Raw genomic sequence first — 14,074 nt, forward strand, 5'->3', positions numbered from 1 at the left:
TGAAAGGGTTGTTTTATGCGAGAATTTTTTAAGAAACTTGGCACAGAATACGCTTCCAAGCTGTTTTTGGTTTATTGGCTTAGATGGATGTTGAGCGCGTTGGTGATGTTGCCTTTTATGGAGGTTTTTTATTATTTCAATTTTCCGTTGTGGCTCAATCTTTTCTTGGGGCAAACCATTGGAGCGGTGATTTTTTTCAAGTTGGATAAGTTGATTTTTTCTAAAAAATGATTTTTACAAGTCTAAAAAGCCACTAAGTTTTTTCTTAAGCTTTTGTATTTTCCTAAGCTTTTTTGAGGAATTCAGATTTTAAAGACAGGCTCTGCCCTTCCACTTTACAATCCACATTGTGATCGCTATTGACAAGTTTGATGTTTTTGATCTTGGTGCCTTTTTTAAGCACTAAAGATGAGCCTTTAACCTTTAAATCCTTAATGAGAATGACCGAGTCCCCATTTTGTAAAAGATTATTATGGCAATCTTTAACGATCAATTCTTCATTACTAATTTCATTTTCATTCCATTCATACAAACAGCTAGAGCAAACCAATTGCGTGCCATCATGGTAGGTGTAGGCGTCGTTGCATTTAGGGCATGGGGGTAAATCTTGCATGATAATTATCCTTATCGTGGTGTTATCGCTACCATGTTATCTAAATCAAGGTTATAAAACGCTTTAATTTGATAAGTATCAACCCCCTAAGATCGCTTTTTAAGTTTTTTGTAGTTGGTATTCAAAAAGCCCTTTTTTAAAAATAGGTTACTAAACGTTACTAATAAGTCAAAATTCATTAAAATAATCATAATGATTAAAGATTTTAACCGCTATTGTAGAAAAATAACGAGAGGGTTTGTAAAAACTCTCATTAAAAACAAGGAGCAAAAAAGATGAAAAAAGCGGGCTTTCTTTTTTTAGCGGTGGTGGCTATCGCTGTTGTGAGTTTAAGTGCCAAAGATCCAAACGTGTTGCGTAAGATTGTTTTTGAGAAATGTTTGCCTAATTATGAGAAAAATCAAAATCCTTCACCATGCATAGAAGTCAAACCCGATGCCGGGTATGTGGTTTTAAAAGATATTAACGGCCCGTTGCAATATTTGTTGATGCCAACAACTCACATTAGCGGTATTGAAAGCCCTTTGTTGCTTAATCCTTCTACGCCTAACTTTTTTTATTTATCCTGGCAAGCGCGCGATTTTATGAGTAAAAAATACGGAAAACCCATTCCTGATAGCGCGATTTCTTTGACGATCAACTCTAAAAAAGGGCGATCGCAAAACCATTTTCACATCCATATCTCTTGCATTAGCCTTGATGCACGCAAACAGCTGGATAATAATCTAAAAAAAATCAACAGCCACTGGTCGCCATTATCAGGGGGCTTGAACGGGCATAAATATTTGGTGCGTCGGGTAACAGAGAGCGAATTGGCGCAAAAAAGCCCGTTTGTCATGCTTAATAAAGAAGTGCCTAATGCGCACAAACGCATGGGGGACTATGGCTTGGCGGTGGTGCAACAAAGCGATAACTCCTTTGTTTTGCTAGCGACACAATTTAACCCATTGACTTTAAATCGCGCTTCAGCCGAAGAGATTCAAGATCATGAATGCGCGATTTTGCGTTAAGGTGGGCTAGATTTTGAGCGATAACCTTTAAAAAGCGTTATGGGGGTAGTGTTGCAAAACCCCCCCCTATCCCCTTATGAATTTGACCGATCTTTTTGATTAACAAAACTTTAAAATCCACAATCAATCATTCTAAAAAGCTATTTAGGAACAACTTTTGCTTTATTTTGCATAGATTGAATTTCTTTAAATTAAAGGATAACCATGCTTAGGTCTTTATGGTCTGGTGTCAATGGGATGCAAGCCCACCAAATCGCTTTGGATATTGAGAGTAATAATATTGCGAACGTGAATACCACTGGGTTTAAATATTCTAGGGCTTCTTTTGTGGATATGCTCTCTCAAGTCAAGCTCATCGCTACCGCACCCTATAAAAACGGGTTAGCAGGGCAGAATGACTTTTCTGTGGGGCTTGGGGTAGGCGTGGATGCGACGACTAAAATCTTTTCACAAGGCAATATCCAAAACACAGATGTCAAAACCGATCTAGCGATTCAAGGCGATGGCTTTTTTATCATTAGCCCTGATAGGGGGATCACGCGCAATTTCACTAGAGATGGGGAGTTTCTTTTTGACTCGCAAGGGAGTTTGGTTACCACCGGCGGGCTTGTGGTGCAAGGGTGGGTGAGAAACGGGAGCGATACCGGCAATAAAGGGAGCGATACGGACGCTTTAAAAGTGGATAACACCGGTCCTTTAGAAAACATTAGAATTGATCCAGGAATGGTGATGCCAGCTAGAGCGAGTAACCGCATTTCTATGAGGGCGAATTTAAACGCCGGAAGGCATGCCGATCAAACAGCGGCGATATTCGCTTTGGATTCTTCAGCCAAAACCCCTTCAGATGGCATTAATCCGGTGTATGATTCAGGCACGAATTTAGCTCAAGTCGCCGAAGACATGGGTTCTTTATACAATGAAGATGGCGACGCTCTTTTATTGAATGAAAATCAAGGGATTTGGGTGAGCTATAAGAGCGCAAAAATGGTCAAAGACATCCTCCCTTCTGCAGAAAACAGCACGCTTGAGTTGAATGGGGTTAAGATTTCTTTCACGAACGATTCAGCGGTGAGCAGGACTTCAAGCTTAGTAGCGGCGAAAAATGCGATCAATGCAGTCAAAAGCCAAACGGGCATTGAAGCTTATTTAGACGGCAAGCAATTGCGTTTGGAAAACACCAATGAATTAGACGGCGATGAAAAGCTTAAAAACATTGTGGTCACTCAAGCCGGGACCGGAGCGTTCGCTAACTTTTTAGACGGCGATAAAGACGTAACGGCTTTCAAATACAGCTACACGCATTCTATTAGCCCTAATGCGGATATTGGGCAGTTTAGGACCACTGAAGACTTGCGTGCCTTAATCCAGCATGACGCTAATATCGTTAAAGATCCTAGTTTAGCGGACAATTACCAAGACTCAGCCGCTTCTATAGGAGTTACTGTCAACCAATACGGCATGTTTGAAATCAACAATAAAGACAATAAAAATGTCATTAAAGAAAATCTTAATATCTTTGTGAGCGGGTATTCTTCAGACAGCGTAACGAACAATGTTTTGTTTAAAAATGCCATGAAAGGGCTTAATACCGCTTCTTTAATTGAAGGGGGAGCGTCAGCCAGCAGTTCTAAATTCACCCACGCTACGCATGCGACAAGCATTGATGTGATAGACAGCTTAGGCACTAAACACGCCATGCGCATTGAGTTTTATAGGAGTGGGGGAGCGGAATGGAATTTTAGAGTGATCGTGCCTGAGCCTGGGGAATTAGTAGGGGGGTCAGCGGCTAGGCCTAATGTGTTTGAAGGAGGCCGTTTGCATTTTAATAACGACGGATCGCTCGCAGGCATGAACCCGCCTCTTTTGCAATTTGATCCTAAAAATGGCGCTGATGCCCCCCAACGCATCAATTTGGCCTTTGGTTCCTCAGGGAGTTTTGACGGATTGACAAGCGTGGATAAGATTTCTGAAACTTATGCGATTGAGCAAAACGGCTATCAAGCGGGCGATTTGATGGATGTCCGCTTTGATTCAGACGGGGTGCTTTTAGGGGCGTTCAGTAATGGCAGGACTTTAGCGCTCGCTCAAGTGGCTTTAGCGAATTTCGCTAACGATGCGGGCTTACAGGCTTTGGGTGGGAATGTCTTTTCTCAAACCGGAAACTCTGGGCAAGCCTTAATCGGTGCGGCTAATACGGGGCGCAGGGGTTCGATTTCAGGATCTAAATTAGAATCTAGTAATGTGGATTTGAGCCGGAGTTTAACGAATTTGATTGTGGTTCAAAGGGGATTTCAAGCAAACTCTAAAGCGGTAACCACATCCGATCAAATCCTTAACACCCTATTGAATCTCAAGCAATAAACCAAAGGATTACTCTAATACAATATAATAGGGGCTAATTTAAAGATTAAGGTTTAGCATGCATGAATACTCGGTCGTTTCTTCTTTAATCGCTCTTTGCGAAGAGCATGCGAAGAAGAATCAAGCCCATAAGATTGAAAGAGTCGTGGTCGGTATTGGTGAAAGAAGTGCTATGGATAAGAGCTTGTTTGTGAGCGCGTTTGAGACTTTTAGAGAAGAATCTTTGGTGTGTAAGGACGCTGTTTTAGACATTGTGGATGAAAAGGTTGAATTAGAGTGTAAGGATTGTTCGCATGTTTTTAAGCCTAACGCCCTAGATTATGGGGTGTGTGAGAAATGCCACAGCAAGAATGTTATTATCACTCAAGGCAATGAAATGCGTTTGTTGTCTTTAGAAATGTTAGCGGAATAAAAACTGATGCAAGAAGAATTGAACGCTTACCAACAAGAAATTGAAGACACTAGAGAAGTTTTAAAAAAAATCCGTTTGGAATTGAAGCAAGTCCAAGAAATCTTGCGTAAGAAAAAGAGCGCTTTAAAAGGTTTGAAACAAGAAATCTGTCAAAAAAAATTAGAAAAAGAAAACTCCCGCTTAAACAAAGAAACACAAAACACAGGAGAAGAATGGATTTTCCCTAAAGCTCTTGAAGAAGTGGAGGTTTTCACTAGTGATAATCAGGTTATCATGGCAAAACCAAGCAAGCGTGTGTTTGATGAAGGGATTTACTTGCAATACCGCAGCGTTTTGCGCGAAAACAGGCTTTTAAAAAACCATCTTTCTAAAAAAGATTTTGAAAATTTGTTGCTCAAAATTGAATTGAGGGATTTGCACAAAGAAATCAAGCTCTATCAAGTCCAAAACCTTTTGAAAGACAAATAATGCCCACGATTTTAGTGAGCGCTTTAGAAGCGAGCTCTAATGTGCATTTAGAGAAGTTACGGCGCAATTTGCCCAAAGATTATCGTTTCATTGGGGTGTTTGAAGGGAAAGACGCGCTCTATAGCCCTAGAGAATTTTCTGTCATGGGTTTTAGAGATGTGATAGGCCGTTTGGGGTTTTTACTCAAAGCCCATAAAGAAATGGTCCAATTAGCCAAGCAAGCGGACTTGGTGCTTTTAATGGATTCTTCTTCTTTCAATATCCCCCTAGCCAAAAAAATCAAAAAACAAGACCCTCATAAAAAAATCATGTATTATATTTTACCGCAAGTTTGGGCATGGAAAAAATGGCGCGCTAAAAGCCTTGAAAAATACTGCGATTTTTTGGGGGCGATTTTGCCTTTTGAAGTGGGCTATTACCAAAAAAAAGCCCAATATGTGGGACACCCTTTATTAGATGAAATTAAATACTATAAAAAAGATATTAAGGGCGAAACTCTAGTGTTTATGCCAGGAAGCAGGAAAAGCGAAATCGCTAAAATGTTCCCTTTGTTTGTCAAAGTAGCTCAAATTTTAGAACAAAACGAAAGGTTTAAAAGGCGTGTGTTGGTGGTGCCGAGTTTCTTTAAGGGGTTGGATTTGAAAGCCCTTTATGGAGAAGACATTCAATTATTTGAAATTTCTTATGATGCGCATAAGAGTTTGTTTGAAGCGGAATTTGCGTTCATTTGCAGCGGCACAGCGACTTTAGAGGCCGCTTTGATTGGCACGCCTTTTGTGTTAGCGTATAGGGCTAAAACGATGGATTTTTTGATCGCTAGAATGTTGGTCAATTTGCATTATATAGGACTCGCTAATATTTTTTATAACGCCTTAAATGATGAAACTCCAGGGCTTGGGGAGAGCCAATTGCACCCGGAATTGATCCAGCATTTTTTGAGCGTAGAGGGTTTGTTAAAAGCGTATGAAGAAATGGATAGGGAACGCTATTTTAAAGAAAGTTTGAGATTAAGGGAATATTTAGCCAGTGGGAGCGCGAGAAAAATCGCTAATGAAATGGCTTTTTTGCTGAATTTAACTTAATTTTTACTATAATCTCTACTGAATAAGCTTAGGAGATTAAATGAATAAAGAACCTATGAGTATGCATGGATACAATAAAATTTGCGCGGAATTAAAGCAATTAAAAGAGGTGGAACGGCCTAATATTGTGAAAGAAATTGATATTGCTAGAGGGCATGGGGATTTGAAAGAAAACGCTGAATACCATGCCGCTAAAGAAAAACAACGCTTCATTGAAGCGAGAATCGTGGATTTAAGCGAAATTGTCGCTAACGCTCAAGTGATTGATCCGAGCGTTTTAGCCCATAATAAAGTGAGTTTTGGCAGCACGATTAAAATCCTTAATTTGGATAACGATAAAGAGTTTTCTTACACGATAGTAGGGAGCGTGGAGAGCGATCCGGCTAAAGGGTTAATCTCTTTTGGTTCGCCGATCGCTAAGAGTTTGATCGGTAAGAGCAAGGGCGATGCGGTGAGCATTCAATTACCCAATGGCGAGAGCGATTTTGAAATTTTAGACATTTATTATAAAGAGATTTGTTTTGATGAAAATTAAAATCCAAAAAATCCACCCAAACGCCCTTATCCCTGAATACCAAACCGAGGGTTCTTCAGGCTTTGATTTGCATGCTGTAGAAGAAGTAACGATCAAACCTCATAGCGTGGGGTTGGTGAAAATAGGGATTTGTTTGTCTTTAGAAGTGGGGTATGAATTGCAAGTGCGCACCCGTAGTGGCTTGGCTTTGAATCATCAGGTGATGGTGTTAAACTCTCCTGGCACGGTAGATAATGATTATAGGGGCGAAATTAAGGTCATTTTAGCGAATTTAAGCGATAAAGATTTTAAAGTCCAGGTAGGGGATAGGATCGCTCAAGGGGTGGTTCAAAAAACTTATAAAGCCGAATTTATAGAATGCGAACAATTAGATGAAACTTCAAGGGGTAGCGGAGGATTTGGCAGCACAGGAGTGAGCAAGGCATGAATATTAAGGAAAATTTAGAGCAGGTTAGAAACGAATTTAAAAGCGATGAAAAGCTTTTAGAGGGGGCGTTTAGGTTAGAAAAGTTTTTCAAACGCTACAAGTGGGTGTTGTTGTTTATTGTGGTGGCTTTTATCGCTTATTTGGGGGATACAAAATTACAAGATTATAAGCATGAGCAAACGAGAGAGCGGATCACTCAAATTTATAATGAAGTGCTAGAGAGTCCTAATAATATAGCCTTGCAAAAAAGATTGAAAGAAGTCGCCCCAGAGTTGTATGACTTGTATCAATTCGCCAGAGCGAGTGAAAGAAACGATGCAAACGAGTTTAAAAAGCTTTCGCAATCTTCTAATGAAATCGTTAAAACTTTTGCACAATATTCTTACGCATCGCTCTCTAGAGATAAAAACTTGCTTGAAAAAAGCCCCGTTCTTAAAGAAATGAGCGCTTTACAAGAAGTGAACTTGTTGTATGAGGAAAATTCTAAAGACGCGATCAAAAAAGCGCATCAAAGTTTATCCGCTATCCCTCTAAGTTCTTCACTCTATGCTATAATCTCTGTTTTAAAACACTATGGAATGTTAGAAGATATTCAGCAAAACCCTTCCAAACCAACCAATCTAAAGAAAGAAACCATTCAAGGAACGCATTGATTTGATGAATAAACCATTTTTAATCTTACTCATAGCCCTAATTGTCTTTAGCGGCTGTAACATGAAAAAATACTTCAAACCCGCTAAACACCAGGTTAAAGGCGAAGCGTATTTCCCTAACCATTTGCAAGAAAGTATCGTTTCGTCTAATCGTTATGGAGCCATTTTGAAAAATGGAGCGGTTATAGGCGATAAAGGTTTAACGCAGCTAAGAATCGGTAAGAATTTCAATTACGAAAGCAGTTTTTTAAATGAGAGTCAAGGGTTTTTCATCCTTGCGCAAGATTGTTTGAACAAAATTGATAAAAAAACAAGCAAAAGAAAGGTGGCTAAAACTGAAGAAACGGAATTGAAATTAAAGGGCGTTGAAGCGGAAGTCCAAGATAAAGTCTGTCATCAAGTGGAATTGATTAGCAATAACCCTAACGCCAGCCAACAATCTATCATCATTCCTTTGGAAACTTTTGCCTTGAGCGCGAGCGTTAAAGGGAATCTTTTAGCGGTGGTGTTAGCGGACAATTCAGCGAATTTATACGACATCACTTCTCAAAAATTGCTTTTTAGCGAAAAAGGTTCCCCAAGCACCACGATCAATTCTTTAATGGCGATGCCTATTTTTATGGATACGGTCGTGGTGTTCCCTATGCTAGATGGGCGCTTGTTGGTCGTGGATTATGTGCATGGAAACCCCACGCCTATTAGAAACATTGTTATCAGCAGCGATAAGTTTTTCAACAACATCACTTACCTTATCGTAGATGGCAATAACATGATCGCTTCTACAGGGAAAAGAATACTCTCAGTCGTGAGCGGTCAAGAGTTCAACTATGATGGGGATATTATAGACTTGCTTTATGATAAGGGGACTTTATATGTGCTCACGCTAGACGGGCAGATTTTGCAAATGGATAAGAGTTTGAGGGAATTAAACAGCGTGAAACTGCCCTTTGCTTCGCTCAATACCATTGTATTAAACCATAATAAATTGTATTCTTTAGAAAAGCGCGGGTATGTGATAGAGGTGGATTTGAATGATTTTGATTCGTATAATGTCTATAAAACGCCGTCTATAGGCAGTTTTAAGTTTTTTTCATCTAATCGTTTGGATAAAGGGGTGTTTTATGATAAAAATCGGGTGTATTATGATCGCTACTATTTAGATTATAATGATTTTAAACCAAAACTTTATCCCGTTGTGGAAAAATCTGCATCTAAAAAATCTCAAAAAGGCGAAAAAGGGAACGCTCCTATTTATTTGCAAGAAAGGCATAAAGCTAAAGAAAAGCCTTTAGAAGAAAACAAAATTAAGCCAAGAAATAGCGGGTTTGAAGAAGAAGAGGTTAAAACCAGAAGGCCTGAGCCTATTAAGGATCAAAATAACGCCACCCAACAAGGCGAAAAACAAAACGCTCCTAAAGAGAACAAGGCTTCTAAAGAAGAGAATAAACCAAATTCTAAAGAAGAAAAACGCCGCTTGAAAGAAGAAAAGAAAAAAGCCAAAGCCGAACAAAGGGCTAGAGAATTTGAACAAAGAGCGAGAGAGCATCAAGAAAGAGATGAAAAAGAGCTTGAAGAAAGAAGAAAAGCTTTAGAAATGAATAAAAAGTGAGTCTATGCCAGCTAGGCAATCTTTTACAGATTTGAAAAACCTAATTTTATGCGATATAGGCAACACGCGCATCCATTTCGCACAAAATTATCAGCTCTTTTCAAGCGCTAAAGAAGATTTAAAGCGTTTGGGTATTCAAAAGGAAATTTTTTACATTAGCGTGAATGAAGAAAATGAAAAAGCCCTTTTAAATTGTTACCCTAACGCTAAAAATATTGCAGGGTTTTTTCATTTAGAAACCGACTATATAGGGCTTGGGATAGACCGGCAAATGGCGTGTTTGGCGGTAAATAATGGCGTGGTGGTGGATGCGGGGAGCGCGATTACGATTGATTTAATTAAAGAGAGCAAGCATTTGGGAGGGTGTATTTTACCCGGTTTAGCCCAATATATTCATGCGTATAAAAAAAGCGCTAAAATTTTAGAGCAACCTTTCAGGGCCTTAGATTCTTTAGAAGTTTTACCTAAAAACACTAGAGACGCTGTGAATTACGGCATGGTTTTGAGCGTCATTGCTTGTATCCAGCATTTAGCCAAAGATCAAAAAATCTATCTTTGTGGGGGCGATGCGAAGTATTTGAGTGCGTTTTTACCCCATTCTGTTTGCAAGGAGCGTTTGGTTTTTGATGGGATGGAGATCGCTCTTAAAAAAGCAGGGATACTAGAATGCAAATGATGCAGAATTTGAGTTTTTTGGGCATGTTTTTAGCCGCTTTGAGCATGTCTTTAGGGCATTGTGTGGGCATGTGTGGGGGGATTGTGAGCGCGTTTAGTCAAATAAGATTTTCTAAAGTTACAAGCTTTTCTTACCAGCTCACTTGCCATGCCCTCTATAATTTAGGGAGGATCAGCACCTACATGCTTTTAGGGGCTATAACGGCAGGTTTAGGGCATAGTCTTAGCGTGGGTATGGGCTTTAGGGGTGTTTTATTGATGAGCATGGGGATTGTTTTAATCCTTTTAGCACTCTTGGGAGCTAAAGCGGAAAAATTAAGCTTTCAAATCCCTTTCATCTCTTTTTTGATGAAAAAAACCTTGCAATCTCAAAACATTCTAGGGCTGTATTTTTTAGGCGTGCTGAACGGGTTTTTACCTTGCATGATGGTGTATTCGTTTTTGGCGATCGTGATTCTCAGTCATAGCGCGTTTATGGGAGCGATGTTAGGCCTTTCTTTTGGGCTTGGCACCAGCGTGCCGTTGTTTTTAATGGGGATTTTTTTAAGCAAAATTTCTATTTCTTACAGGAAATTTTTCAATCTTTTGTCTAAAGGCTTAATGGGGGTTTTTGGGCTTTATGTCCTTTATATGGGGATCATGCTCATTAGCCACCAAACACCCCATGCGATGCACCACCAAAGCGATATGATGCGCCATCAAAACAACGCCACACCACAGCAAGAGAGCCACTTCCATGATCACCACTAACAAAGCCCTTTTTTTGGACAGAGACGGCATTATCAATATTGATAAAGGCTATGTGAGCCAAAAAAAAGATTTTGAGTTTCAAAAAGGGATTTTTGAATTGCTAAAGCATGCGAAAACTTTAGGCTACAAATTGCTTTTAATCACCAACCAATCCGGGATCAACCGGGGCTATTACACCCTTAAAGATTTTGAAAACCTCACCGCATATCTCCAAGAAAGCTTACTCAAAGAATTAGGTTTTAATTTGGATGGCGTCTATTTTTGCAGGCACGCCCCAGAAGAAAATTGCGCTTGCAGGAAGCCAAAGCCCTTTTTGATTTTACAAGCCGCTAAAGAGCATCAAATTTGCTTGGAGCGATCTTTTATGATAGGCGATAAAGAGAGCGACATGTTAGCCGGCTTGAACGCTAAAGTTAAAAACAACCTTTTATTGACTACAAATTTTTTAAAAACTCCTCATTCTTGGATACAATGTAAAAATCTTAAAGAGATGATTGATTGGATTAAATAAGGATAGTAATGCGTTATATTGATGATGGATTAGAAAATCAAACGATTTTAATCACCGGTGGGGCTGGCTTTGTAGGCAGTAATCTGGCCTTTTATTTTCAAGAGAACCACCCTAAAGCTAAAGTAATCATTTTGGATAAGTTTCGCAGTAACACGCTTTTCAGTAATAACCGCCCCAGTTCTTTAGGGCATTTTAAGAATTTAATCGGTTTTAAGGGCGAAGTGATCATAGCTGATATTAATAATCCCTTAGATTTAAGGCGTTTAGAAAAATTGCATTTTGATTATTTGTTCCACCAAGCCGCTGTTTCTGATACGACCATGCTGGATCAAGAATTAGTGATGAAAACCAATTATCAGGCTTTTTTAAACCTTTTAGAAATCGCTCGATCAAAAAAGGCTAAGGTGATTTACGCTTCTTCAGCGGGCGTTTATGGCAACACCAAAGCCCCCAATATAGTAGGCTCAAACGAAAGCCCTGAAAACATTTATGGCTTTTCCAAACTTTGCATGGACGAATTTGTCCGATTCCATTCAAGCGATAACGTTGTGGGCTTAAGGTATTTTAATGTCTATGGGCCTAGGGAATTTTATAAAGAAAAAACCGCTTCCATGGTTTTGCAGCTCGCTTTAAGCGCGATGGCGTTTAAGGAAGTTAAGCTCTTTGAATTTGGCGAGCAGTTAAGGGATTTTGTCTATATTGAAGATGTGATTCAAGCGAATGTGAAAGCAATGAAGGCTCAAAAAAGTGGGGTTTATAATGTGGGTTATTCACAAGCCAGGAGTTATAATGAAATCGTTAGCATTTTAAAAGAGCATTTAGGGGATTTTAAAGTGAGCTATATTAAAAACCCTTATACTTTTTTCCAAAAGCACACCCAAGCGCACATTGAACCCACTATTTTGGATTTAGATTACACCCCTTTATACGATTTGGAAAGCGGTATTAAAGATTATTTGCCCCATATCCATGCGATTTTTAAAGGACAGCGTGCATGAAAAAAATCCTAGTCGTAGGCGATCTAATCGCTGATTATTATTTGTGGGGGAAGAGCGAGCGGCTTTCGCCTGAAGCCCCTGTACCTGTTTTAGAAGTCAAAAAAGAGAGCAAGAATTTAGGCGGAGCGGCCAATGTGGCTAATAACCTTACCTCTTTAAAAGCTAAAGTCTTTTTATGTGGGGCAGTGGGCGATGATTTAGAGGGCAAGCATTTCATTAGCGCTTTAAAAACAAGAGGGATTGACACTTCAGGCATTTTGATAGATAAAACCCGTTGCACCACGCTTAAGACGCGCATTATCGCGCAAAACCAGCAAATCGTGCGCGTGGATAAGGAAATCAAAGACCCCTTAAACGCTGATTTAAGAAAAAAACTTTTAGATTTTTTCACAGAAAAAATCCAAGAAATAGATGGCGTGATCCTTTCAGATTACAATAAGGGCGTGTTGGATTTTGAACTCACTCAAACTATCATCACGCTAGCCAACCAACACCACAAGCTCATTTTATGCGACCCTAAAGGGAAAGATTATAGCAAATATTCTCATGCGAGTTTGATCACGCCTAATCGCGCTGAATTAGAGCATGCGCTCCATTTGAAGTTAGACAGCCATGCTAATTTATCAAAAGCGCTCCAAATCTTAAAAGAAACTTATCAAATCGCTATGCCTTTAGTAACTTTGAGCGAACAAGGCATCGCTTTTTTAGAAAAAGGCGAGCTAGTCAATTGCCCCACTATCGCTAAAGAGATTTATGATGTCACGGGGGCAGGCGATACGGTGATCGCGTCTTTAACGCTCTCTTTATTAGAATCGATGAGCCTAAAAGATGCTTGCGAGTTTGCCAATGCGGCTGCGGCGGTGGTGGTGGGTAAAATGGGGAGTGCATTAGCGAGTTTAGAAGAAATCGCTTTGATTTTAAACCAAACGCACCCCAAAATCCTCCCTTTAGAAAAGCTGTTAGAAACTTTAGAACACCATCAGCAAAAAATCGTTTTCACCAATGGCTGTTTTGATCTCCTCCATAAAGGGCATGCGAGTTATTTGCAAAAGGCTAAAGCTTTGGGGGATATTCTTGTTGTGGGGTTAAATAGCGACGCTTCCATCAAAAGGCTTAAGGGGGATAAACGCCCCATAGTGAGCGAAAAAGACAGAGCGTTTCTTTTAGCGAGTTTGTCTTGCGTGGATTATGTTGTGGTGTTTGAAGAAGACACGCCCATCAAATTAATTCAAGCCCTAAAGCCTGATATTTTAGTCAAGGGAGCGGACTATCTCAATAAAGAAGTCATAGGGAGCGAGTTTGCTAAAGAAACCCGCTTGATGGAGTTTGGAGAAGGTTATTCCACAAGCGCTATCATAGAAAAAATTAAAAGGACATGCAATGATTGATGGTTTAATTAAAAAAGAATTTTTAGCCCATAAGGAAGCGTTAGAAAAAAGTTTAGAGGGTTTGCAAGAAGCGTTAAAGCAAAGCGTTTATCTTTTGATAGAAACTTTAGAAAATCAAGGGAAAATCCTTATTTGCGGTAACGGGGGGAGTGCTAGCGATGCGCAGCATTTTGCCGCTGAATTGACTGGGCGCTATAAACTAGAAAGGAAAGGCTTGAGCGCAATAAGTTTAAGTACGGATACCTCAGCTCTCACCGCCATTGCGAACGATTATGGTTATGAAGAAGTGTTTGCCAGACAAGTGGAAGCACTAGGGGTAAAAAACGATGTTTTGATAGGGATTTCTACAAGCGGTAATTCCAAAAATGTCCTAAAAGCTTATGAAAAAGCCAAAGATTTAGGGGTAAAAACGCTTAGTTTAGCGGGGCGTGATGGGGGGAAAATGAAGCCTTTAAGCGATATGGCTTTGATTGTCCCTAGCGATGACACCCCACGAATCCAAGAAATGCACATTCTTATGATCCATATCTTATGCGACTGCATTGAAAGGCATTTCGCTCGTAAAAATTAGTTTTATTGTTT

Annotated in this window: 16 protein-coding genes and 1 pseudogene; 16 read left to right on the forward strand and 1 reads right to left on the reverse strand. The window is 39.7% G+C overall.

Going from position 1 to position 14,074, the window contains the following annotated elements; all coding sequences use genetic code 11:
• Window positions 1-15: 15 nt before the first annotated feature.
• Window positions 16-231: a hypothetical protein gene (locus I6852_RS04030; protein WP_001206523.1), complete on the forward strand. Its 216-nt coding sequence runs from the start codon at window positions 16-18 to the stop codon at window positions 229-231.
• A 52-nt stretch (window positions 232-283) separates the two neighbouring features.
• Here I6852_RS04030 and I6852_RS04035 read toward each other — a convergent pair whose 3' ends face one another.
• Window positions 284-613: a zinc ribbon domain-containing protein YjdM gene (locus tag I6852_RS04035; RefSeq protein ID WP_077645442.1), complete on the reverse strand. Its 330-nt coding sequence runs from the start codon at window positions 611-613 to the stop codon at window positions 284-286.
• A 114-nt stretch (window positions 614-727) separates the two neighbouring features.
• Here I6852_RS04035 and cdh point away from each other — a divergent pair.
• The 15 genes and pseudogenes from cdh to gmhA all read left to right on the forward strand — a co-directional run bounded on the left by cdh (window position 728) and on the right by gmhA (window position 14,063).
• Window positions 728-1,623, forward strand: a pseudogene (cdh, locus tag I6852_RS04040) (CDP-diacylglycerol diphosphatase).
• Window positions 1,624-1,827: 204 nt separating this feature from the next.
• Window positions 1,828-3,984, forward strand: a complete 2,157-nt coding sequence (gene flgE / locus I6852_RS04045) for a flagellar hook protein FlgE (protein ID WP_000946407.1) — start codon at window positions 1,828-1,830, stop codon at window positions 3,982-3,984.
• 58 nt (window positions 3,985-4,042) lie between these two features.
• Window positions 4,043-4,396 (forward strand): hydrogenase/urease nickel incorporation protein HypA, encoded by a 354-nt coding sequence (gene hypA, locus I6852_RS04050; RefSeq protein ID WP_000545287.1) that lies wholly within the window; start codon window positions 4,043-4,045, stop codon window positions 4,394-4,396.
• 6 nt (window positions 4,397-4,402) lie between these two features.
• Window positions 4,403-4,864 carry a nickel-binding protein Mua gene (mua, locus tag I6852_RS04055; RefSeq protein ID WP_197291336.1) on the forward strand — a complete coding sequence of 154 codons (462 nt, stop codon included), beginning with the start codon at window positions 4,403-4,405 and terminating at the stop codon, window positions 4,862-4,864.
• Complete coding sequence (gene lpxB, locus I6852_RS04060; protein ID WP_197291335.1) at window positions 4,864-5,946, forward strand: lipid-A-disaccharide synthase; 1,083 nt, start codon at window positions 4,864-4,866, stop codon at window positions 5,944-5,946. The genes mua and lpxB overlap by 1 nt, the downstream gene beginning before the upstream one ends.
• Window positions 5,947-5,986: 40 nt before the next feature.
• The gene (gene greA / locus I6852_RS04065) at window positions 5,987-6,481 is read left to right on the forward strand and encodes a transcription elongation factor GreA (protein ID WP_001031343.1); all 495 of its coding nucleotides are present in this window, start codon (window positions 5,987-5,989) and stop codon (window positions 6,479-6,481) included.
• The gene (gene dut / locus I6852_RS04070; RefSeq protein WP_000694136.1) at window positions 6,471-6,908 is read left to right on the forward strand and encodes a dUTP diphosphatase; all 438 of its coding nucleotides are present in this window, start codon (window positions 6,471-6,473) and stop codon (window positions 6,906-6,908) included. The genes greA and dut overlap by 11 nt, the downstream gene beginning before the upstream one ends.
• Window positions 6,905-7,561 carry a hypothetical protein gene (locus I6852_RS04075; RefSeq protein ID WP_197291334.1) on the forward strand — a complete coding sequence of 219 codons (657 nt, stop codon included), beginning with the start codon at window positions 6,905-6,907 and terminating at the stop codon, window positions 7,559-7,561. The genes dut and I6852_RS04075 overlap by 4 nt, the downstream gene beginning before the upstream one ends.
• A 4-nt stretch (window positions 7,562-7,565) precedes the next feature.
• Window positions 7,566-9,170 carry a plasminogen-binding protein PgbB gene (pgbB, locus tag I6852_RS04080; protein ID WP_197291333.1) on the forward strand — a complete coding sequence of 535 codons (1,605 nt, stop codon included), beginning with the start codon at window positions 7,566-7,568 and terminating at the stop codon, window positions 9,168-9,170.
• Window positions 9,171-9,174: 4 nt separating this feature from the next.
• A complete protein-coding gene (locus I6852_RS04085) occupies window positions 9,175-9,846 on the forward strand; it encodes a type III pantothenate kinase (protein ID WP_197291332.1) in 672 nt (223 codons plus the stop codon).
• Window positions 9,837-10,595 carry a sulfite exporter TauE/SafE family protein gene (locus I6852_RS04090; protein WP_150144026.1) on the forward strand — a complete coding sequence of 253 codons (759 nt, stop codon included), beginning with the start codon at window positions 9,837-9,839 and terminating at the stop codon, window positions 10,593-10,595. Before I6852_RS04085 ends, I6852_RS04090 begins: the two co-directional genes overlap by 10 nt.
• Window positions 10,582-11,106, forward strand: coding sequence for a D-glycero-beta-D-manno-heptose 1,7-bisphosphate 7-phosphatase (gene gmhB / locus I6852_RS04095; protein WP_187300897.1), 525 nt, complete (start codon window positions 10,582-10,584; stop codon window positions 11,104-11,106). The genes I6852_RS04090 and gmhB overlap by 14 nt, the downstream gene beginning before the upstream one ends.
• Window positions 11,107-11,114: 8 nt before the next feature.
• Window positions 11,115-12,104 carry an ADP-glyceromanno-heptose 6-epimerase gene (rfaD, locus tag I6852_RS04100; RefSeq protein WP_197291331.1) on the forward strand — a complete coding sequence of 330 codons (990 nt, stop codon included), beginning with the start codon at window positions 11,115-11,117 and terminating at the stop codon, window positions 12,102-12,104.
• Window positions 12,101-13,492 (forward strand): D-glycero-beta-D-manno-heptose-7-phosphate kinase, encoded by a 1,392-nt coding sequence (gene rfaE1 / locus I6852_RS04105; protein WP_197291330.1) that lies wholly within the window; start codon window positions 12,101-12,103, stop codon window positions 13,490-13,492. The genes rfaD and rfaE1 overlap by 4 nt, the downstream gene beginning before the upstream one ends.
• A complete protein-coding gene (gmhA, locus tag I6852_RS04110; RefSeq protein WP_197291329.1) occupies window positions 13,485-14,063 on the forward strand; it encodes a D-sedoheptulose 7-phosphate isomerase in 579 nt (192 codons plus the stop codon). Before rfaE1 ends, gmhA begins: the two co-directional genes overlap by 8 nt.
• Window positions 14,064-14,074: the final 11 nt, after the last annotated feature.

The organism is Helicobacter pylori (assembly GCF_015904775.1).
Lineage (GTDB): Bacteria > Campylobacterota > Campylobacteria > Campylobacterales > Helicobacteraceae > Helicobacter > Helicobacter pylori_DM.

Excerpts from the sequence above, each read along its gene's own strand:
- flgE (WP_000946407.1), top strand. The coding sequence starts at position 1,828 with ATGCTTAGGTCTTTATGGTCTGGTGTCAATGGGATGCAAGCCCACCAA.
- I6852_RS04035 (WP_077645442.1), bottom strand. The coding sequence starts at position 613 with ATGCAAGATTTACCCCCATGCCCTAAATGCAACGACGCCTACACCTAC.
- gmhA (WP_197291329.1), top strand. The coding sequence starts at position 13,485 with ATGATTGATGGTTTAATTAAAAAAGAATTTTTAGCCCATAAGGAAGCG.
- pgbB (WP_197291333.1), top strand. The coding sequence starts at position 7,566 with ATGAATAAACCATTTTTAATCTTACTCATAGCCCTAATTGTCTTTAGC.
- rfaE1 (WP_197291330.1), top strand. The coding sequence starts at position 12,101 with ATGAAAAAAATCCTAGTCGTAGGCGATCTAATCGCTGATTATTATTTG.
- greA (WP_001031343.1), top strand. The coding sequence starts at position 5,987 with ATGAATAAAGAACCTATGAGTATGCATGGATACAATAAAATTTGCGCG.
- I6852_RS04030 (WP_001206523.1), top strand. The coding sequence starts at position 16 with ATGCGAGAATTTTTTAAGAAACTTGGCACAGAATACGCTTCCAAGCTG.
- hypA (WP_000545287.1), top strand. The coding sequence starts at position 4,043 with ATGCATGAATACTCGGTCGTTTCTTCTTTAATCGCTCTTTGCGAAGAG.
- I6852_RS04085 (WP_197291332.1), top strand. The coding sequence starts at position 9,175 with ATGCCAGCTAGGCAATCTTTTACAGATTTGAAAAACCTAATTTTATGC.
- lpxB (WP_197291335.1), top strand. The coding sequence starts at position 4,864 with ATGCCCACGATTTTAGTGAGCGCTTTAGAAGCGAGCTCTAATGTGCAT.
- I6852_RS04075 (WP_197291334.1), top strand. The coding sequence starts at position 6,905 with ATGAATATTAAGGAAAATTTAGAGCAGGTTAGAAACGAATTTAAAAGC.
- rfaD (WP_197291331.1), top strand. The coding sequence starts at position 11,115 with ATGCGTTATATTGATGATGGATTAGAAAATCAAACGATTTTAATCACC.
- dut (WP_000694136.1), top strand. The coding sequence starts at position 6,471 with ATGAAAATTAAAATCCAAAAAATCCACCCAAACGCCCTTATCCCTGAA.
- gmhB (WP_187300897.1), top strand. The coding sequence starts at position 10,582 with ATGATCACCACTAACAAAGCCCTTTTTTTGGACAGAGACGGCATTATC.
- I6852_RS04090 (WP_150144026.1), top strand. The coding sequence starts at position 9,837 with ATGCAAATGATGCAGAATTTGAGTTTTTTGGGCATGTTTTTAGCCGCT.
- mua (WP_197291336.1), top strand. The coding sequence starts at position 4,403 with ATGCAAGAAGAATTGAACGCTTACCAACAAGAAATTGAAGACACTAGA.